The sequence below is a fragment of the Brevibacillus sp. NSP2.1 genome (assembly GCF_000470975.2).
In the GTDB taxonomy this organism is placed as follows: Bacteria; Bacillota; Bacilli; order Brevibacillales; family Brevibacillaceae; genus Brevibacillus; species Brevibacillus agri.
The window spans coordinates 1,899,447-1,919,884 of sequence record NZ_CP048274.1; the positions used below are offsets into that span (position 1 = coordinate 1,899,447).

Below are 20,438 nucleotides of genomic sequence, written 5' to 3' on the forward strand. Positions count from 1 at the left end.
TCCGCATAAGAGGAAGCATATTGCACCATTTAGAAAAGGATGGAAATACAGGACTTCTTGTTGACAGGGTGGGGGTCGCTGGTTCGAACCCAGTCCGGATCACCATATAATGAATGCTGAAACCCTTGGTAATCAAGGGTTTTTCTTATGTCCTCGACCATCCACCCTGACAACATAGTGCCTCCACGTTGTCGCTTGACAACATTTTGACAACCTTTATTCGACTAAAGTCATTTTGAGCGTTTCTGCTTCATCATTTTTTCGAAGTTGTCAGCCGCATCTTTTTGCATGTCCGGCATGACATGACTGTACACGTCCATTGTGATCCCCACACGGCTGTGGCCCAGGCGTTCTGATACGACCTTGGGATGCTCCCCCATCTGCAGCAACATGGTTGCATGCGTATGGCGCAGATCGTGGAAGCGGATGGGAGGCAGGCCGCTTTTCTTGGTGATCCGCTCGTAATGCCTGAGCAGGTTTCGCGGGTCTTGTGGGCGCCCGTCATCGTAACAGACAACCAGATCGTGGTCCTGATAGCCCTCACCGTACTCGAAACGTAATTTGTTCTGTCGAGCTTTATGCCGCTTCAACTCCTGGAGCACAAATTGCGGAATAGCAATCCGTCGCTTCGCGCTTTTTGTTTTGGGCTCCTGAAAGATAATTCCCTGGTTGGACGGGCGGTAAAGCGTCTGCTGCACGCTGATTTTCGCTTGGTCAAAGTCAATGTCCTTCCAACGTAAACCAAGGATCTCTCCGCGACGCATCCCTGTATAAATGGCGAGTACAAAAGCGATGTAATACTTGTCCTTTTCAGCGACAGACAAGAAGTGATTCGCCTGATCTGCTTACGCTTGCCAGTCTCTGGATCAGTTCCTAACGTGATAGCAAAGGACCAGGTTGATCCCCGCTTTGTATGGGAGGCGGCCAGACGAGCCCGGTTTGATGGGTTCATCCGCGAGCAGGAGCAGGGCATGGACACGGTAATCGGAGAGAGAGGGATGAAGCTGTCCGGCGAGAAGAACTAGTGGCTGGCGTGCCTGCATGTTCTTGAAGAACTCGCAGGTTCTGATTCTGGACGAAGCGACCTCGACGCTCAATATCAAGACGGAGTGGTCGATCCAACAGTAGCTGGCCGAACTCGCGGCGGGTCACATCATGCTGGTCATTGCCCATCGTTTGGCGATGATCAAGGACGCTGACTGGATCGTAGTGGTGACGTAGGGGGAATCGCTGAACAGGGGGAGCATGAGGAGCAACTGGCGCTAGGCGGCGTTTACAGTCGCAATTTGTATAAGCCCTGAAAATGAAAAGTAGTCCTCCCGCCAGATGTTTGCCCATAACTTGCTGAAAAAGGCGGCGGTGGATTAAAAATAATGGTGTTAAAAACGCGCACGACATCAAACGGAGGCCGCTTGTATACATTTTACGCGGTTAGGGAAATTTCGGACATACGGATTAATTATAAAGAAAGTATATAATTTGCGATGATCAAAACCTGATATGTTACATTGGGACACAGGAGGGAGCATTCATGAAGGGCAGCCTGCTGCTGGTAGAAGACGATCCGGAAATCGCCCGCGTTGTTCGCGATACGTTAAGGAGGGAAAACTATCATGTGACGTGGTCGACTAGCGGTCTGGAAGGGTGGGAAGATTTTTTAAAGCAATCTTACGATCTTGTGCTCGTCGATCTGATGCTGCCGGAGATGGACGGCTTTGACCTTTGCAAAAATATTCGCTGGAAAAGCGACGTCCCGATCCTGATCATCAGCGCACGCAAAGAAGACGAAGTCAAGGTGAAGGGCCTTCATCTCGGCGCAGACGACTATTTGACGAAACCGTTTAGCCTGGCGGAACTTAAAGCCCGCGTGGAGTCGCTGCTTCGCCGGTGGCGGCGTTACAAAGGGCAACCGGTGCCGGAGAACGAAACCGAATACATGGGCGGCCTGACCTTGTATTGGGATCGGCAGAAGGCTGAACTGGACGGCTTCGAAATTGCTTTGACGGCCAAAGAATTCGATTTGCTGAGCGTGCTGGCGCAGCATCCCGAAACGGTCTTTTCCAAAAGAGAATTGTACCAGCACGTTTGGCAGCAAGCGGACGCGGCAGGATTGCATACCGTCACGGTCCACATTAAATCGCTTCGGGAAAAGCTTGCCGACCCGGTGAAAAATCCGCGGTTTATCCAGACCGTGTGGGGAAAAGGCTACCGGTTTATCGGTGAACCGCTATGAAAATCAAAACGTGGCTGTTGCTGTCCTATTTTATCGTCATGATTCTCCCTTTGACCGCCGCGTATGTCCTGTTCGTCTGGGTTCAGGCCTATCATAAAGATTTGAATGTGGAAGAATACGTGCAAAAACAGGCTCATTTGCAATACTTGATCTCCGTTTTGGACGACCCGAAATGGTATGAAATAAACGCGGAACGTGCGCAAGTTGAAAAGCTGATTCAACCGCAGGTTTCGATCGTTCTCTATAATCGCGACGGTGTTGTGCTTTACACTTCGGATCGTTTGCGCGTTTCGCCGCAATTTTCACTTGGCAGGAAACAATTGTACGAAAATCTGTATTCCCTGCAACAAGGCTACCGCGCATACGGCTACAAGCAGCCAGTTTTTTCAGGCCCCGAACTGGTCGGGTTTTTCGACATCCAATTGAGCCGCGACGAATGGGTTTCGGGCGTATCGCAGCGCGGTTGGCTCTTGATCGGCGTTTTTATAGGCTTGTTTACGCTGATCTACTTGGCCGTCGTGAGGGGGGTCAATCGCAAGTTAAACAGCAGATTGACTCATTTGATGCAGCAAATGACCGCTTTCGCCAAAGGGGAAACCGTCCAGGAATTGCCCGAGGGGAAAGACGAGATCGGACAATTAACCGGACACTTTCACAAAATGCGCAGGCAAATCGAGGCTGCAAGAAAAAAGCTCGCGCAAGAGCAGCGGGAAAAAGAATTCATGATTGCGGCCATTTCCCATGACTTGAAAACGCCGCTGATGTCGATTTGCGCTTATGCCGAGTCGCTGGCTTCGGAGCAGGAGTTGTCCGCGAGCGAGCGGGAAGAGTACCGCGGAATTATCGTCGAGAAAGCCAACCACATGAAACAGATGCTGGACGATTTATTGATGCATACCTTGCTGCAGTCGCCTACCTATGAGATCGAACTGGTGGAAGTGGACGGCGGTGAATTTTTCGACATGCTGGTTTCCGATTATGAGCTGTTGTGCAAAGAAAAACATATCCAGCTCCTCGTTCGCAGCGATGTGAGTGGAAATGTCCGGGTGAACCCGAATCAAATGATCCGCGTCGCGAACAATCTGATGAGCAATGCGCTGCGGCATACGAAAACGGGAATGCGGATCTGGCTTGCGGCCGCTTCGTCGGATCGCCTCCCCATGGAGTGGCTGTTCAATTTCGTGAAAGAAGAGACCCGGTTGGATACGCCGGACAGCGTATTTTTTATCGTTCAAAATGAAGGAGAGGGCATTGCGCCAGACAAGCTTCCGCACGTGTTTGATCCGCTTTATCAGGCAGATCCGGCTCGAGGAAAACAAGCTGCCCGCGGGGCCGGCCTTGGACTTAGCATTACGAGGCGAATTTTGGAGAAGCATGGCGGCGACGTTGCGATTTACTCCAAGGAGAATATCGGAACCTGCGTAATCTGCCGCCTGCCCTTAATGAACGAAGAAGGTGAACGGACATGACAAAGATAAAGAGAAAAGGATGTTTGGGCTTGATCGGGCTGATGATGGTCGGACTTTTCGGCTGTTCGTCCAACCCGGACTTTTTACCGGAACAAGTTCTTCAACATGCGCTGGATCGATCGCATGAACCTAGCGCGCATTACGTCGAAGTTGAAATGAAAACTACCGATGGGACAGGAAAAGAGCCGGAGCTGATCCTCATGAAAGAATGGGTGAGCAAGGACGGCAAAAGGCGGACCGAGGCGGAGGCTCAGGACGGAAGCGCGAAGACGGTTACCATCCATGACGGCGCCCGGCTGATCATCTATCAGCCTGAGCTCAAGCAGGCGATGGTCAGCGATGATCCGGAACTGCTCCAAATCGGACAAACGTCGCCGAAAAAGCAAGTCGAGCAACTGCTGCAAATGATTCAGCAAACCCATGAGATTTCCGCCCGCGGGGAAGAAGAAATTGCCGACCGAACAACGTACCGGGTCATGGCCAAGGCGAAAGACAGCACCACGTTGTTAGGGGATCAGGAACTGTGGATCGACAAGGAAAATTGGATGGTTTTAAAATCGGTTTCGACATCCGGCAACATTCGAACGGAAACAACATACACCAAAGTGGAGCTGAATCCGGATATTCCGGCCGATACGTTTGCGCTTGAACTTCCCGAAGACGTTGAAATTCAAGATTTGAACGAAATGAATTCAACCCGCGAAATCACCATGGAGGAAGCGGTTGAGAGCATTGGAAAAACGTTTCTCCATATTCCCGAAAAGGACGGACTCGCCATTTCCCGCATCGAATTGACGGAATTGCAAGGCGTGCTGAAACGAAATGAGGTGAATCTGGATTACCGGAAGGACGGGGTTCCTTATTTCACGATGTCCGTATTTCCGTCTCAGGAAGATTCCGAAGGGGAAGAGCAATCCGCGGCCCTTCCCGGCGAGAAACCTGTCAAGATTCGCGGCCAAGCAGGGGTATGGATGAAAATGAATGATTTCCGTTCGCTCGTTTGGCAGGAACAGAGGCTGAGCTACTCTGTCCTGTTTATCGATCCTAATTTGTCGCTGGATGAGTTCAAAGCGCTGGCGGATACGATGATTCCTGTTCAAAGGGGGTGAAGGGATGAACATTTTGCCCAATAATCTGGTCATGATATCGGTCGTTGCGCTGGCCGTCATCATGAACGTCGTTTCGGTCTGGCTGCCGAAAAAAGCCGCAACCGCTGCGAAAATTTTGTTGGCGGCAGCGGCGCTGACCGGGTTGTTCGTCCGCTTGCCGGTTGGACAGGCGATACTGCTGACGGCCATCGGCGCCCATGCATATGCCGCTTTTTCGGAGTTGATTGATCGAAACAAACGGGAGATGCGAATGGCGCTCCGGCAAAAACTGCAGGAAGTCCGGGCGGTCGAAATCGTTCAGCGCAAAGATGCGAGGCGATTGGCGGCGGATGTCGCGTTGACCGGCTTGGTCAGTCTGGGGGCGGTGCTGTTTTTTGGGCTGGCGCCTGAAACCTATGCGGCATTGAAGGTGTTTATCGTCTTTATGATGATTTCCGTATCGATACAGACGATAGAACGGGCGGCGAATTTTTATTCCGTCCGCCTGTATTGGCTTCCGGAGGAGGAACATCTTGTCGTGCTGTCCCGGTTTCAGCCGAGGGATTTTCCGCTCCGGGAATTGAAAGAGGCAAGCGTCTGGTCGTCTCCCGACCTGCTCAGGCTGCATCCGTTTTTTACGTTCATGTCTTCACATCAGGATTATACCCGTTCGTTCGGACAAGTGCTGAAGCTTTCGTTTCCCGGGGAAACGATTTACTTGTCGCCGGATAACGCCGTTCATTGGCACCGGCTCCTTGCTCCTTTCGCTTCCGCTTCGGACAGAACCGGCGGGAAAGAGAAAAAGGTGCTGCCTTTGTGGCACCCTGCCGTACTGAAACGGTTGTTTTGGAAAGGTTATTATGCCTCAACCGTTAAAGGCGTTTCCGCATATACCGGACTTTTGGCGATATTGCTTTGGCTTAAAGCGCCGGCATGGGCTGTCGGCCTGTTCGTCTTGTTATGGTGGGGTTTGAATTTTTACGTTTCGGATCGGGTGTTAATCGCTGCGACGGATGCCGAACCGATCACGGAAGGGGAAATTTTTGAGCGGGCGCAAACGATTTTCAGAAAAGCCGGCATTCCCCATACCCGCCTGTTTTCCGTCGATTCGCCGGATTATAACGGCTTTGCCGTCGGGATGAATATCGGACGCGGCGCGATTATGCTGACGACAGCTACATTGCAATTGCCGTCCCCGTCCGTCGAAGCGATATTGGCCCACGAAGCGGCCCATATCCGCAAGCGCGATGTGTTGACGAATCAGCTGGCGCGGTTTCTTTTTATCGGCTTGCTGGCCGGCATGGCGTATCTGTTTTTCGATCAACTGAAGTGGCTCGCGGAAAATTTCAAAATCGCGATGTTTCTGTTGGTTTACGTTTTCGCGTTCGTCTTCCCCATGTATCTTTCCTTTATCGCTCAGTGGACGGAAGTGAGAGCGGATTTTACCGGCGCAACCTGGCTTTCCGGGGGAACTGCGCAGATGGGGCAAGGATTGACGGAATTGGCGGCCGCCCTGGATCGCGATCTCGAGAAATCCATGGCGCACCGCATGGCCGACGGCCGTTCGTCGACGGGCCGCGCTTCGAGTCTGGAACGGGATTCGTGGCTCTGGAGATTTCTCGAATTTCAATTCATGGCCCACCCGCCGTTGTATTGGCGGATCAACAGTCTCGCTCGCAGCGGAAATTGGCGCGAAGCGAGAAGGCGCTGGCTGAAGGACCGATTCAAGGAATCGCTGCCCAGCTAACCGGTCGGCGATTCCCCGCCGGCACCCATGATCCGATATCGACGGCGGGGTGACTTATCCGCATGAATGATAGCCGGGAGGCGAATTGGGCGACCGTATCCATTCGCTTGCGTTAATTTGGGGCGTTGCGACAAATGGACTCATCCATTTTTCGAAAATGGTTTGGGTTTAGTTGTGGTGCGCCTTTTTTTGGTTTGGGCAGCCTGTCCAACTAAAAACCATCCTGAAAAAGGAGCTATTCCTGTAATGAATTAATTTGCGGTTTGAAAAGAAAAAGCGCCTCCTGTATGCTGGGTCTCGGAATGGTCACATTCACTGCCCTGATTAGGGGCTGCTGAACAGATAAAAAATACTGTAGCCACAAGGGTTTTGCCTCGTTTTCATCGAAATCATGTGCAAGGAAATCGGCGATTTTCCTTCAAATTCCTTGCACATGGAGCGGATCTGAATGTACGAATTTCTCTCTCACCGTGAAAATCAACTGCTTCTCCCCGATGATTTTTTCTTGCCGTTTGGCGGCAAGTTGAGTAAAGAAAATCGCTGGGTCAAGTTGGCTCGGTTGGTACCGTGGGCACATGCAGAGAAAAAGTATGCCAAGTCCTTCCGCAAATCGTTTCGTGGACAAAAGGCCGTTTCCATCCGTGTCGCCCTCGGGGCACTCATCATTCAGGAACGTTTGCAACTGTCGGACCGGGAAACGGTCCAGCAGATTGTCGAAAACCCGTATCTGCAATACTTCATCGGGCTGGAAGGCTATCAGGATCATCCACCGTTCCACCCGTCGCTCATGACGCATTTTCGCAAGTTCTCCGCGAAATCAACGAGATCATCGCGGTCGAGGCCGCCAAATTGACACCAGATTCCGACCGTGACGATGAACCGAAATCCGGTAGAAAATCCAAAGGTAAACGTACGACCAAGCGTCACTCAACATCCGAGGAAGATCCGAACCAGGGTGTCTTGTTGCTGGATGCCACATGTGCCCCGGCGGATGTGGCGTACCCAACCGATTTGAACTTGCTGAATGAGGCGCGTGAGAAACTGGAGGAGATCATCGACACGTTACATGCTCCATAGATTGGTCGTGCCCGCAAACCACGGACTTATCGGGATAAAGCGCGAAAGGAGTACCTGGCCGTGGCCAAACAGCGTCGTGCAAACGGCAAGGTGATTCGTCGAGCGATCGGCAAGCAACTCCTGGTGATGAACCTCGAGCGCAGGCTGCGGGATCTTTTTGCCTTCTGGTTAAACCCCCCTTCTTTCGTATAGAATTCCTGGTTTTGGAAACATTTTTGTAGTTTGAAAACCGTTCAGCAAACCCTAAGTACAAACCTTTTCGTTAATGACTGAATTTTCATTCAATAACTATCTGTTAGAGTGAAAATTGATTTGTTTGTTGTCTGTTGTCTGTTGACGATTTCTATCAACTATAATAGGGTTAAAACATAAAGCGTCTTATTTTTTACTAAGGAGTAGAACGAATGATCTATCAATTTAAAGTGGCATTAAAAGATATATACCCGACAATCTGGAGAAGATTCCAAGTGAATGGCTTAATCACTTTTCACCAATTGCATAAGACGCTACAGATTGTCATGGGGTGGGAAGAGTATCATCTCTATCTGTTTGATTTTGGGTCTTTCACGATTACCCGTCCAGATCCGACATTTCCACCAGGAAACACACCAGAGCTGAATGCACGAAGGGAAAAAATCGTTGACCATATCACCAAAGAAGGGCAGCAGGTGCTATATGTCTACGACTTTGGCGATGATTGGCAACATGATTTAATACTTGAGAAAATCTTGCCTGTCCAGCCTGAGAAGCAGTATCCTGTATGTCTCGAAGGTGAACGTCATTGTCCGCCAGAGGATTGCGGCGGTGTCTTGGGGTATCAAAGGATTTTGGAGATTTTAGCAACGAAGTCACATCCTGAATATGAAGATACGATTGCCTGGTTGAAAAAGGGGTTTGATCCCGAGCATTTTGACCTTGAAGGAGTAAATGAACAGCTTCTGCAAAAGAAAAAGCAACTAAATCCAAAAGAATTTATAAAAGTTGAAGAATCGAAGAAACCCATTAAGCTAACGACGGCAAAGCTGAAAAAACAACTGCAATCCCTTTCGCAGCAAGAACTTATTGAATTGCTTGTTGATACCTTTAAATCGAGCAAACAAGCCGAGCTATTTCTAACCGTAAAGTTGATTGGGGAGGAAGCCATAGAGGCATTGCTTCCCGTATATCAGAAAAAGGTGAAAGATGAGTTCTTTCCAGACCGAGGATTCGCAAAACTGAGGCTGGCAGATGCAAAAAAGGCAATTGATGAGTTTGAAAAGATCACCCAAAGCCCAAACCATACGTTGGAATTAATGCTCTTTTACGTTGAAATGGGTGTGGAATTTACCAATGCTTATGGCGATATAGATTCACGATTTTACGAAAGTATTCTGAAGATGTTTGCATCGGTCATCGACAGGATAAACGCGGACGACGGATACGATTTGTTTGAGGAGTTTGAGGAAAGAATCGCCGCTGTCGTTGAAAAAACGGAAGGAATCGGTTGGGGGTTCCACGAAAATATGCAGTATATTCATGAGGCAATTAGATGGTTATAGATTGTGTGCTTCAAACCACATCACGAATGTCATGCAAAAATTAGGTGTCAAAGGTCGATCTCAGGCAGTAGTCGAACTCGTTCGACTTGGTGAACTAGAGATTTGAACCCAGTCCACCCAGCCTCCCTTTTCTTCCCATGGTCGGAAGGGAGGGTTTTTTTATTTTGGGGGGAGCGGGGGGAAGAGATGCCATACATAATATTGATTCATCACCATAACCCGTGCTAGACATTGAGGGAATGTAAATTTTTTTGTGTAAATGGGTTTTTAACAGGCAGATGGTTACGTGGGCGGCTTTACATGGAGGGGAGGGCATGATAGGCTCGTTTGCCATGCGATGCATGGTTGACTGGCATCGCGCTGATGGTGCCAAAGAATTGCAGGTGCCGCGCATTCAGTTAGAGTCGATTGTTATTTTCGGTTACGTCGGCGTCAGTCCGGAAGCGATGAACTTATGTGTGGACAACGGAATTTCACTGGTGTTTCTGACGCCCACAGGCCGGTTCAAGGCACGGGTGACGGGAGAGGTATCCGGCAATATTCATCTGCGGCGCACGCAGTACCGCTGGTGTGACAGGGAGGAGCAGTCGCTGCTGCTGGCAAAACGGTTCGTTTATTCCAAGCTTGTCAATGCAAGAGTATCCGTTAAGCGTACGCTGCGTGATTACGCAGAACGGATTCAAGCGGAGCAATGTCAATCCGTTGTGACGTGGCTGGATCGACAAATGCGGGAAGTCGTCAAGGCAAAGTCGCTGGATGAACTGAGGGGAATCGAAGGACTGGCGGCGCGGCATTACTTTTCAGTGTTGCCGGAGCAAATTTTGGCAAATAAAGAGGACTTCGCGTTTAGGGGCAGAGTGAAACGGCCTCCTCGGGACCGCGTGAATGCGCTCCTGTCTTTTCTGTACACGCTGCTCGCGAATGATGTTACGCATGCACTGGAGACGGTCGGCCTTGATCCACAAGCCTGATATTTGCATCGGGATCGCCCGGGGCGGAACGGTCTGGCGCTGGACTTGATGGAGGAGTTTCGGGTCTATATGGCGGATAGAACGGCGCTGACGCTCATTAACCGGAAACAGGTGACCAAGGATGACTTTGTAGAGAAGGAGTCTGGGGCGTTTATTTTGAACGATGAGGCCAGAAAGCTTGTTTTGACGGAGTGGCAGCAGCGCAAGCGGGACGAGATTTATCATCCATTTTTTGAGGAGAAGATAGCCGTCGGACTTCTTCCTTACGCGCAAGCGATGCTGTTGGCGAGATACATGCGCGGCGATCTGGATGATTATCCGCCATTTTTTGGAAGTAGGATGATGTGGGATGATGGTGTTGATTACTTACGATGTAAATACAACCTCTGCCGACGGGCAAAGACGGTTGAGGCAGGTTGCCAAAACATGCGAAAATTACGGCCAGCGAGTGCAGAATTCGGTGTTTGAATGTTTGCTTGATCCGCAGCAACTGAAGGAATTGCATATCAAACTGAAAAGGATGATAGAGCCGGAGACAGACAGCTTGCGCTTCTATCGGCTGGGTGCTAATTGGAAGGGGAAGGTCGAACACGTCGGTGCCAAACAAGGGTATGATCCGGAAGGGTTTTTGATGATTTAGCAGTGGATTTTGCATTTGCGAACCCAAGGCTCACAGCGATTTTCAGGGAGGTTCGCAAATGCCTGCCGTTGCTGGGATTTGGGGGAGTTTGGGCATACGTCGCTGCGTATTATACGACCGTACAAACGAGGTTCGCGGAAATCGCGTGAAATCCCCAGTCGGGACAAGGCTTTCTAGGTAGTACAGTCGCCTGTCGCAGGCAGGCGTGAATGGAAACATCTCATGAAGAGCCAAGTATACGAAAAACAAGAAGAATGCCTTCCTGGTCAGGAGTTGGCGATCACAGGAACTTCAATAGGCTGGGGTAGATAGGGTTTGACTACCGTCTATCCCGGTGCTAACCAATGAATGTCGACCCCGTGCCCGCTTCTGGGTTTTTGCGGATCTGAAAGCTGCGGGAGTTGTTGGAACAAATGCGTCAGGAAGTCGTTCAGCGGCAGATAGCTGCGCTGGCCTTTGCTTCACGAGCCATATTGACACACCCCGATCGTGGTCTTGGTTCCTCGACGATTTCAACTACACCCGCAGGCCATCGTTCCATCTAGGGCAGCCAGCTTTTCCCTGGCGCTCTGGTGCTCCGCACTATAGCGCTTCGTCATCTCTTCCTGTTGCAAAAATTCACCGAACCTGGTGACCAGTGACGGCCAGTCCGACCAGACGGCGTGCTCCTCACGAGGTCCCGGACCCGTTCTGCATAGAAATTCGCCCATCATCATTCACCGCCATTCTTTATTGGATCGGCCTTGAGCCGGCGACTTCAACTATACTGTCCGCAATGCTCCCGCAAAGGCTTCCTCATCTCAAGACCGTTCCCTAACCTCTGAGTATAGCATTTTCAAAATTTCACGCGTGTCCAATATCGAGATAACGCAGCAATTTTTTACAGAGAGAATGTCGGAACAACCCAAATTGTAAACGAGATTCTTGAACGGTTTGGGGGCGTTGATATTTGGAGGGTTTTGAAAATGGCTCTCCTTGGAGGTTCATGGTACAATGGCACAGGCAGCGATATGAGAAGACGCCGTAAACGATAAGGAAATGAGGAAACAGCGTGTCTTTTGTACTGTTATTGCCAATTGGGTTCATTGCCGTTTTCATTGCGATTGTGATGGCGTTCGTAGGGATGCGAAAGGATGCCCAGCAGAAGAAGGATGAAGCCAAACGCATTTTTAAGCGCATGAACATCATTGCCGCGATTGGATTTGCTTGCATTGCACTTGGCCTTTTTGGCCCGAGCGGGTAAAAGGAATCGATGGACAGGTCGGATTCGGGCAAAGAGGCGGGAGAGATCACGGCTTTTATCGCTAAAAATTAGGCTGAACGGAAAAAACGATTATGTTCGAGCAGTTCTGCGAGAGAGCGTAAAAAGTTTTGTGTATGAACCTCACCGCTGTAAAAAGACTTTTCCCTCACTCAAACGCTCTTTTCCCCTAGAAGCAAAAGAAAAACACCCCCCCCAAAAAAAATCCTGCCTCTCCTTGTTCCCTTGCCCTATAATATAAAAAGGGTGATTTCATTCTATGTACGATACATTTATCAAGCATCTAAAGTCCTATAAAAGCACAAAAATATCCCTCGGCCAGTTTGAAACATGGGCTGATCCGCAGACAACGTACCCGCAATTTCACCGAGCCATGCAAACATTGCTCGACAACCAGATCCTCATCCCCGTTCGAAGTTCCGGGACGAACGCCAAAAATCCGCCACTCCCTATGGCTTACCGCATCCAGAAATCCGTCCTTTCTCAGCCGATCAAGCAAGCAATAAAACAAGCACAGTTGTGCTTTCATCCGAGTATCAGGCTGGACGTCTATTTTCGGCTTGCTGAATCCAGATGGAGCAAAGATTTGCCGTACATCCAGCAAGTGCATGACTACCTCACGCAACGGGGATTTCCGCAGAGCGAAGCGACGGCACCTGAGCGTTCCTTTCACTTGGTCGGGGACGAAAAGTGGATCGATGAGAAAGGAGGGCGCAAGCTGCTGGAGGCGATCGGCGTGTGGGAGCAGTTGAAGGTTACAGCTATGCCCGATCCGCTTATGTTTGCGGTCCATCTGCAACAGGTAGGAGAACAACAGGGTATCTATCGGCACTTGATCGTCGAGAATAAAACCACTTACTATGCGATATTGCCCATCCTGTCTTCGCTTCCCTATGCGACTTTGATTTATGGAGCCGGTTGGAAGGTTGTTTCCGGAATTGACGGCCTTTCAGAGCAGTTGGGAGTGGGGCGGGATGCGCGTCATCAGTTTGAATATTTTGGCGACCTCGATCATGAAGGTTTGGCGATCTGGCACGCGCTTTCTCAAAAATGCGGGGCCGTGCCGGCAGTTGAACTGTATCGGGCATTGTTGCGACAGCAAGCATCCACCGGAAAAGGAGGGCAGCGGGTGAACGGAAACGCGATTGAACAGTTCATCTCGTTCTTTTCGGAAGAAGAAAGAACGCAGGTTTCGGCCTTGTTGAAAAACAAAGAGTATGTGCCGCAAGAAGCGATCCCGGCAGAAGCGCTGCGAAACAGGCTGCTTGATTCGGCAGCAGAGAGAAGGGAGGAGAAAGGGAGTGGAGCATGAACGGCTGGAAAGTGTGCTGGAGGACTACAAGGAGCGCATCCAGCGTCTTGCGTTGTTTGATCCTTTGCACAAGCTGGATGCCAAGCGGGAAAAAGATCGGCAAGAGCGGCCTATCGATATGTTTGGACTGGGGTTGTTAGCTCTGCTGTTCTTTTTTGAAAATATGTTAATCCGCAACAAAAAGACCGGGGTGCAAGAGCTTGCCGCCTTTCTCATGCAGATGAACCAGGAGGAGATCGACCTAGAGGATGAGGGATTTGAAAAGATCGCCCGAACGATTATTGAGACGTTCCGGCCCGCCAGTGGCAAACGCAACCACCGGAGCTTTTATAACTGGGAGACACGGCAGATGGACAAGGTGGAGTTTTCGATTTTGAAAGCAGAGCGGGGAGATATAGCGGCCAACAAGCAGTATTATTCCCTCGATGAAGACGGGCTAGAGCTGGTTTTTGCCACAAAGGAGTTTTTCCGGGAGTTTCATTTGTCGATTAATCAATTGCTATTGAGAAAACAGTTGGAAAAAGGTGAGTTCGGAGGAGCGCTGCGGCAAATCAGCGAGATGCGGATCGATGTGGAAGCTTTGCAGGAACGCATGGTGCGGATGAAGCATGAAGTGCAGCGCAACATTATTTCGGAAGAGACGTATGTGCGCTACAAGCAAGTCATTGAAGACATCCATCTGCGTCTTGCGAGAGAGCATGAAGAGTTTCACGAACTGCAAGGGTTTGTCGATGAAACGAAAGAGCGGCTTCTGTATGAGCGCAAAGGAGAAAAAGAACACCGGGCGTATGAATATATTTTACGCATTGATCGGGAACTAGGAGAGGTGCACTTTGCCCATACGGAACTGTTGAAAGACAGCATCGTGCTGAAAACGACAGCTCTCCAGGCGGCACAGGAGACGCTATACCATGTGGCTTTGCAATCTTTCAATTTTGACCAGGAAATCGTCGCTCGCCTGATCGCTTCCCCTCTGCCTCTGACCGCGACGAGAACATTGCTTGCGCCGTTTCTTTCCCTGGAGCAACATACAGGCTGGTCGCCGCTGGCTGTGTTTGAAAAACAGCGGGTAGGGGGCGAACTCGAGGAAGAAGGTCAGGGCGATTTTGAAGAGGTAACCGATGAAGCGGAACAGGAGCAGACGATCGTCCAGCAGCAAAACTTTGGAAAAATCATGCGCTATGTCCTCACTGTTCTCGATGAACAAGGAGAGGCTACGATTTCGCAGGTTGCCCGGCATATGCGGGAAAATGGGCATGAACATTGGCTGCAGCATCGGTCCTTTTATGATTTCTGGTTGCTCGTACATCAGCGTTCCCCGTTGCAAAAGGCGCACGAAGAGGAAGACCATCACTTGCTGGGGGAAGTGCTCGCCCTGCTGCAGCCTGGACAGCGCATCGAGGTGATTGAGCTAGAGGAACGCTTGCAGCTTACGAAGCGATTTGAAATACAAGATATGAAGGTATGCAGAAAGGAGAGTTCCCATGTATGACAACGAGCAGGTTCTGACGGCCTTTCGCATCTATTCTCAACTTAGCCGGGACGGACAGGCAGATACGGAAAGCATGAGAATGTATGTGGGCAATGACGTAATCAGAGGGCTGGTGGAGCAGTTCGCACGCGAAGTGGATTGTGCCGTCATTCCTGCGGGGGACAAGCTGTACATGGTTCCGCTCGCGGTAAGCTCTCCGTTCCATTTGAAAAATGCTTCGCTGAAAAAAGAATACTTGCCCGCCAAAGCCAAGAACATTGATTTGTACATGATGTACGTAGCTATCCTCATTCTGTTTGGCGAGTTTTACGACAGCTACCACTCAACGGAAATGACGAGAGATTTTATCACCTTGGGAAGCTGGTTGGAAAGCATCGACGCCCGTATCCAGACGTTGAAGGAACATGGTCCGGAGCGCTTGCAAGCACTTGACGCCGAGTATGAATATAACTGGAGTCTGCTGGTGGAGAAATGGGAGGCCATTGATGACTTACGTGAGTCTTCCAGGCAGCAGGATGGACGGACGAACAGCCGCCTGGGCTTTTTGTCTATCGTCCAAAATTTTTTGCGAGAACAAGGTCTGATCGCGGATCTAGGGAACCAGGAGCTGACGCTCACGGAAAAAGCCAAGACGATTATTCAGCGCTACTACATGGACGTGGATTACAATCGGGGAATTCTGGACTTCATTTCCGGGCAGGAGAAGCAGAAGGAGGGAGCGTAAATGCCTGTCATTTCCAAAATTCGCTTTACCAATGTGATCTATGAGGGAGGAAGCAAGCGCTATAATGATGAGCTGTTCGTGTTTGACGGGCATAACGGCGCGATTTTGCTTGAAAATGGCGGAGGGAAAACCGTCTTCATCCAGACGGCCCTGCAAACCGTGCTGCCGCATCAAGAGCTGGCGGGACGCAAAATCAGGGAGACGTTATCGCTGGCAGGCACTCCTGCTCATATTGCTATTGAATGGATTATCAACGACTCTCCTCGCCGTTACGCTTTGACCGCTGTCAGCTTGTTTTTGCACAACAACGACCTCGATTCGCTGCGCTATGTGTATGAATATGAAGAGGGGAATCCGCATGCGATCGATGAGCTTCCTTTTTCCAGAGAAGGGGCGTTTGGGAAAAAGCGACCGGCAGATAAAGGGGATATGCAGGATTACTACGCACTAATGAGTTCTCGGCATATGAACGCGCGTACGTTTGCGACGATCAGGGAGTATCATGCCTATCTGGAAGAACACTTTCAGTTGATTCCCGCCGAATGGCGTAAAGTAGCGACGATAAACGGTGCGGAAGGCGGCGTGGAGATTTTTTTTGACGACTGCAAGACGACGGACCAATTGGTGTCGCAGTTGTTGATCCCTACGGTGGAAGAGGCAATCAGCGGCAACAATGGTCAGGCTTTTGCGGAAATTTTTGAAAAACAGCGAGAGCAGTTCAAGCAAAGCAAGCAGCTCCGCATGCAAATCCAGGAGTGTCAACTGCTGGAAAGGTCCGTGCAGCAGTATAAACAAGTGTTTGCCACGTATCAGGAATCGAGAGAGTTGCTGGAACGGGAAAAGGAATGGACGAAGGCACTGTTTCAGCACGCCCGGAACGAACTCTTGCTGGTAACAGCGGAAGCCGAGAAAATCGCAGGGCAACTTTCCGAATTGCAGAGAAAAAAGCATACTTTAAACTGGAAAAAGGCATCCCGGGATATTGCAGCCCAGGAAGCAGTCGTGAAGCAATACGGTGCCGAATGGCGCGAGGAATCGCGCAAGCTTGAAAAAATGACGCTGGAAGCCGAAAGGGCGGAACGCCACCAGTACACCCTGGAATATGCCAAATACCAGTCGCAAAAGCAAGTGGCCGAAGAAAAGCTGACATTGGCCGAATCCCAGATTGCGAGGCTGGATGAAGAACAGGACGTTTCCCAGATCAAAGAAGCGCTTGGGCGCACGAACAGAGAAATTCGCGGGTACTACGACCAGGCGGAAAAAGAATGGAAACAGCAGGAGAGCATGATCCGCAGCCAACTGGACAGTGTGCTCCAGCAAAAAAAGGCCAAACGAAACGAAAGCGAACAAGAGCGGGAACGTCTCGAGGCAAATAAGAACAAGCAAGCGGCCTTGCGAGAGCGGATGGAAGGTGCGTCCAAAGAGCAGCAGAGAATTGCCGGAAATATTTTGAGCAATCCACTTCGCGAAACGGTCGAAGAATTCATTCCTGTCTGGCAGGAAGAGCTGAGGAAAAATCAGGAGAACCAAAGCCTTTACCAACAGCACATCAAAGAGTGCGAGGAGCAGCAGGCCAAGCTGGAAAGCAGGCTGGAGGAAACTCGCAAGGAGCTTATGGCCTGGCAAGAGCAAGCGAACCAATGGATATTGCGGTGTACGGAAGCCGAGAAGCAGCAAAAAAGCGTCCTGACAAGCTTGATCGAGCACATCCCCAGGCTGTCCTACCTGGATTCGCTCTACACCAGACAGGAGAGCGTAACCCAAACGGTAATGGACAAGGTCGCGATTTTGGAGAAGGAAAAAGAAGAGGCATTTTCGCGGGAGCGACAAGTGACAAGGCTGAGCGATGAATACGCTGAAAGCGGCGTGTATGCGGCCGATCCCGAATTGGCCGCGCTCGTCGTCAGATGGAGTGAGTCGTTTCACTATTTGGAGACTGGACCGCAGTTTCTCCAAGAGGTGCTGCAACGTGGAGAGATCGCTCTGGAAGCTCTCACTGCCCGCTTCCCTTATTGGGCAGCAGCCTTGATTACTACCGAACAGGAAATCGAACAACTGGCAGCGAGGCTGCAAAAGCATGCCGACCAGCTCCGCAGTCCTGTCATCCTCCTTTCCTTGCAGGAAGCGCGCAAATGGCTGGAAGCAGGCGAAGAGTATGCATTCTCTTACCGCCAAATCGTCCCGAGCCATTGGCAGGACAATCTGGATCACGAACGGTTTGAGAAGTGGAAGCGGGAGTTGCAAGAAAAAGCGGCTGCAGTCATTCAAGCGCGCAAAGACAAGGAAACCGAGTACCAGAAGCTGTACCAGTTGAAAAGCGAGCTGCTCTGTTTTTACGCAGACTATCCGCAGGCACGGTACGCAGACTGGACGCGGCAGCGGGACGAATGCCAGGCGCAAAAAGAACGATGCCAGAAGGACATCGCGAATCATACGGAACAAATCAAGAAGATCGAACAAGAAAGGAAGCATTATACGGAGAAGCTGTCCGAAGAAAAAGGACTGGAGCAGACTTTGGGCTATCGTTTGCAAGAGGCGAACCAGTATATGCTGCAGAAAAAAGTATGGGAGGAGGCAAAAAGACAAGAGGATGAGCTCGTGCGCGAGGCGGAACTGCTGAAGCAAAACTTGCAGGCCCTGGACAGGGCGTTGAAAACGCTGGAGGCGCAAGAGCAAGAACTGCAGGAAGAGCGGGAAGAGAAGACCACGGCCCTGGCACATCTTCGCGGGGAATGGCTCTATGAACAGGTGAGAGAGTTCCCGCCGGCCACTCCCCGGTTCTCCTTCGAAAGGTTGCGTGCCGAGCGAGAGCAATTGACAGATAGGTTGCGGGAGCGGCAAGCGAGCCGGGCAGAATTAGAGAGGGAGGCCGAGCGTCTGGCGAAGGAAATCGAAGCGAATCAGCGCGGAATGAATCTGGTGCTGGCGAAGCTGGATCAGCCGCTGGAACATCCGGTCGTCTATCCGGTGGATGGAGACGTCCAGTACGAACGTATAGTCAGGAAGGTCGCAGAATTGAAAAAAGGGGTCGCGGCCCAGCGTATTGTGACGGAAGAGCGGAGCAATCGTTTGTCTGAGCAAAACGGCCGCCTTGTGACATTGATGGAGAAGTACGGAGAGCGATTTGGAGATGAGCCGCTGGAAAGGTTTGAAGGTGATCTCAACGACGCGCTGAAAAGGCTGAACCAGGAGGAAGCGGATACGGCAGCAAAACAAGAGTATTTGTTGACGCAGGAGCAGGGCTTCCGCCAAACAGTCAAAGAACTGGAGGACACGATCCGGGAGCTGGAGGCCAAGAACGAGGTTTACCGTTTTGCCGAAGCCGCCGTTACCGATGTCCCGGTACGGGAAGAAGAGTTGCTCGCTTTCCCTTACCAGCGCTTGGCCGTGGCGCGAAAACGAATCCGGGTGCTCTCCCAGAAACAGGAGACTGAACAGCAGGAATGGAGGAAGGTCATGGCTGAAAAGGACCGATTCAAGCAATTTTGCGAAAGGCAGATTCGGAATAACAAATTGCGGTACACAGCCATGGCCGGAATTCAGAACAAGCAGGAATTTTCCGAGGTACAGGAATGGGCAGACACCTTGACCAGGACGATCGCCACTAGTATCCGGGTATTGGAGGATAACTTGCAAGGGCGGGACAAAGAACTGCAAGATTTCATCACGATCGTGCACACCCACTTGCAGCGAATTGCCGTCGAACTGAAGACGATCCCGAAAAAAACGAGTGTCCAGGTAGAGAGCGGCAGGAAGGAAGTATACAGCTTCCACGTTCCGGAGTGGAAAGAGGAGATCGGAAAACAGCTACTCCGTCAGCACGTTGACTGGATGTTGAATCGGCTGGACGGGGACGAGTTTAAGGATGTGGAAGGGAAAGAAGACGCAGGAAAAATGAAGAAGTTTATCTACGCCTCCCTGCAGTCCAAATCGCTTCTCGGCATCGTCATGGGCAATGACAGCATTCGTGTAAAGTGTCGGAAGGTCAGCAAAGACGGACAAGTGAGCGGGGCGCTCTCGTCCTGGGAAGAGTCAAACAAGTGGTCTGGCGGAGAAAAGTGGAGCAAGAACATGACGCTCTTTTTGGGCATCCTCAACTACCTGGCGGAAAAGCGCCAGCGTATCCAGCAAACGGGCAAGCGTTATCGGACAGTCATCGTGGACAATCCGTTCGGGAAAGCATCCAGTGAACACGTGCTGGACCCTGTTTTCTTCATTGCCAACGAATTAGGCTTCCAGCTCATTGCCCTGACCGCTCATGCGGAGGGAAAATTCATTCGCGATTATTTTCCTGTTGTTTACAGTTGCCGTTTGCGCGCTTCTGCTAGTGGCGACGCTTTGATTATGACGAAGGAGCGGGAGATCAAACACGCTTATTTCCGTGATTATGATCCGTATTCATTGCTGCGGCTGAGTGAGCATGAACAGCTTACTTTATTTACGTGAGAGATTGGCAAGTCGCTGCCGAGGAACAGCTCGATGTACAGCCGAAGGGCTTCGACAACACCATCCGCTGGAATGTCGGTCACATGATCTATTGGATGGATCGGTACTCCACGCTCTGTTTTGATACTCCGTCCTTGATTCCGGATCAGTATGAAGGGCTGTTTGCCTCCGGTACAAAACCGTCTTCGTGGACGACAGAGCCCCCGAGCAAGGAAGAATTGCTCTCCTTGCTAACGTTGCAGCTTTCCCGCCTATCCGAGCTGACGCCTGAGATGCTGGATGCACCATTGAAAGCGCCGTATGTCATGGGGCCTTTCCAATTCGATACCGCAGGCGAGCTGTTCAACTTTGCCCTGGTTCACGAAGGAATCCATCTTGGGACGATTTCCAGCCAGCGCAAGCTCATCCAGTGAAGATCTTGCACTCGGATGCAAAAAACG

At 50.8% G+C, this 20,438-nt stretch carries 13 protein-coding genes and 4 pseudogenes; 16 read left to right on the forward strand and 1 reads right to left on the reverse strand.

Features of this window, described 5'->3' with window-relative positions:
- Positions 1-230: 230 nt before the first annotated feature.
- Complete coding sequence (locus M655_RS09500) at positions 231-824, reverse strand: site-specific integrase (protein WP_242507477.1); 594 nt, start codon at positions 822-824, stop codon at positions 231-233.
- A gap of 87 nt (positions 825-911) precedes the next feature.
- On the opposite strand from M655_RS09500, the pseudogene M655_RS09505 reads away from it, so the two are divergent.
- The 16 genes and pseudogenes from M655_RS09505 to M655_RS09580 form a co-directional block, all read left to right on the forward strand.
- Positions 912-1,301, forward strand: a pseudogene (locus tag M655_RS09505) (P-loop NTPase family protein); the annotation flags it as partial.
- 230 nt (positions 1,302-1,531) lie between these two features.
- Positions 1,532-2,233: a response regulator transcription factor gene (locus tag M655_RS09510; RefSeq protein WP_005829184.1), complete on the forward strand. Its 702-nt coding sequence runs from the start codon at positions 1,532-1,534 to the stop codon at positions 2,231-2,233.
- Positions 2,230-3,702: a HAMP domain-containing sensor histidine kinase gene (locus tag M655_RS09515; RefSeq protein ID WP_026557437.1), complete on the forward strand. Its 1,473-nt coding sequence runs from the start codon at positions 2,230-2,232 to the stop codon at positions 3,700-3,702. The genes M655_RS09510 and M655_RS09515 overlap by 4 nt, the downstream gene beginning before the upstream one ends.
- A complete protein-coding gene (locus M655_RS09520) occupies positions 3,699-4,811 on the forward strand; it encodes a LolA family protein (protein WP_026557436.1) in 1,113 nt (370 codons plus the stop codon). The genes M655_RS09515 and M655_RS09520 overlap by 4 nt, the downstream gene beginning before the upstream one ends.
- 4 nt (positions 4,812-4,815) lie before the next feature.
- The gene (locus M655_RS09525; RefSeq protein ID WP_005829177.1) at positions 4,816-6,537 is read left to right on the forward strand and encodes a M56 family metallopeptidase; all 1,722 of its coding nucleotides are present in this window, start codon (positions 4,816-4,818) and stop codon (positions 6,535-6,537) included.
- A gap of 448 nt (positions 6,538-6,985) precedes the next feature.
- Positions 6,986-7,734 (forward strand): annotated as a pseudogene (locus M655_RS09530) (transposase); the annotation flags it as partial.
- A 284-nt stretch (positions 7,735-8,018) separates the two neighbouring features.
- Positions 8,019-9,152: a DUF6155 family protein gene (locus M655_RS09535; protein WP_005829175.1), complete on the forward strand. Its 1,134-nt coding sequence runs from the start codon at positions 8,019-8,021 to the stop codon at positions 9,150-9,152.
- Positions 9,153-9,165: 13 nt separating this feature from the next.
- Positions 9,166-9,258 (forward strand): annotated as a pseudogene (locus M655_RS09540) (helix-turn-helix transcriptional regulator); the annotation flags it as partial.
- Between the two features lie 235 nt (positions 9,259-9,493).
- Positions 9,494-10,591 (forward strand): annotated as a pseudogene (gene cas1c, locus M655_RS09545) (type I-C CRISPR-associated endonuclease Cas1c).
- Positions 10,473-10,763: a CRISPR-associated endonuclease Cas2 gene (cas2, locus tag M655_RS09550; RefSeq protein WP_025846424.1), complete on the forward strand. Its 291-nt coding sequence runs from the start codon at positions 10,473-10,475 to the stop codon at positions 10,761-10,763. The pseudogene cas1c and the gene cas2 overlap by 119 nt, the downstream one beginning before the upstream one ends.
- A 1,051-nt stretch (positions 10,764-11,814) precedes the next feature.
- The gene (locus M655_RS09555; RefSeq protein ID WP_026557434.1) at positions 11,815-12,006 is read left to right on the forward strand and encodes a hypothetical protein; all 192 of its coding nucleotides are present in this window, start codon (positions 11,815-11,817) and stop codon (positions 12,004-12,006) included.
- A gap of 277 nt (positions 12,007-12,283) precedes the next feature.
- Positions 12,284-13,336 carry a Wadjet anti-phage system protein JetD domain-containing protein gene (locus tag M655_RS09560; protein ID WP_005829162.1) on the forward strand — a complete coding sequence of 351 codons (1,053 nt, stop codon included), beginning with the start codon at positions 12,284-12,286 and terminating at the stop codon, positions 13,334-13,336.
- Positions 13,326-14,828 carry a hypothetical protein gene (locus tag M655_RS09565; RefSeq protein WP_005829160.1) on the forward strand — a complete coding sequence of 501 codons (1,503 nt, stop codon included), beginning with the start codon at positions 13,326-13,328 and terminating at the stop codon, positions 14,826-14,828. The genes M655_RS09560 and M655_RS09565 overlap by 11 nt, the downstream gene beginning before the upstream one ends.
- Positions 14,821-15,552, forward strand: a complete 732-nt coding sequence (locus M655_RS09570) for a DUF6063 family protein (RefSeq protein ID WP_005829158.1) — start codon at positions 14,821-14,823, stop codon at positions 15,550-15,552. Before M655_RS09565 ends, M655_RS09570 begins: the two co-directional genes overlap by 8 nt.
- Positions 15,553-19,998: a coiled-coil domain-containing protein gene (locus M655_RS09575; protein WP_026557433.1), complete on the forward strand. Its 4,446-nt coding sequence runs from the start codon at positions 15,553-15,555 to the stop codon at positions 19,996-19,998.
- Positions 19,995-20,411 (forward strand): DinB family protein, encoded by a 417-nt coding sequence (locus M655_RS09580; RefSeq protein WP_005829154.1) that lies wholly within the window; start codon positions 19,995-19,997, stop codon positions 20,409-20,411. Before M655_RS09575 ends, M655_RS09580 begins: the two co-directional genes overlap by 4 nt.
- Positions 20,412-20,438: the final 27 nt, after the last annotated feature.

Bases quoted from the DNA above. Each gene is read 5' to 3' on its own strand.
- cas2 (WP_025846424.1), top strand. From the start codon at position 10,473: ATGATGGTGTTGATTACTTACGATGTAAATACAACCTCTGCCGACGGG.
- M655_RS09515 (WP_026557437.1), top strand. From the start codon at position 2,230: ATGAAAATCAAAACGTGGCTGTTGCTGTCCTATTTTATCGTCATGATT.
- M655_RS09520 (WP_026557436.1), top strand. From the start codon at position 3,699: ATGACAAAGATAAAGAGAAAAGGATGTTTGGGCTTGATCGGGCTGATG.
- M655_RS09575 (WP_026557433.1), top strand. From the start codon at position 15,553: ATGCCTGTCATTTCCAAAATTCGCTTTACCAATGTGATCTATGAGGGA.
- M655_RS09510 (WP_005829184.1), top strand. From the start codon at position 1,532: ATGAAGGGCAGCCTGCTGCTGGTAGAAGACGATCCGGAAATCGCCCGC.
- M655_RS09560 (WP_005829162.1), top strand. From the start codon at position 12,284: ATGTACGATACATTTATCAAGCATCTAAAGTCCTATAAAAGCACAAAA.
- M655_RS09570 (WP_005829158.1), top strand. From the start codon at position 14,821: ATGTATGACAACGAGCAGGTTCTGACGGCCTTTCGCATCTATTCTCAA.
- M655_RS09535 (WP_005829175.1), top strand. From the start codon at position 8,019: ATGATCTATCAATTTAAAGTGGCATTAAAAGATATATACCCGACAATC.
- M655_RS09525 (WP_005829177.1), top strand. From the start codon at position 4,816: ATGAACATTTTGCCCAATAATCTGGTCATGATATCGGTCGTTGCGCTG.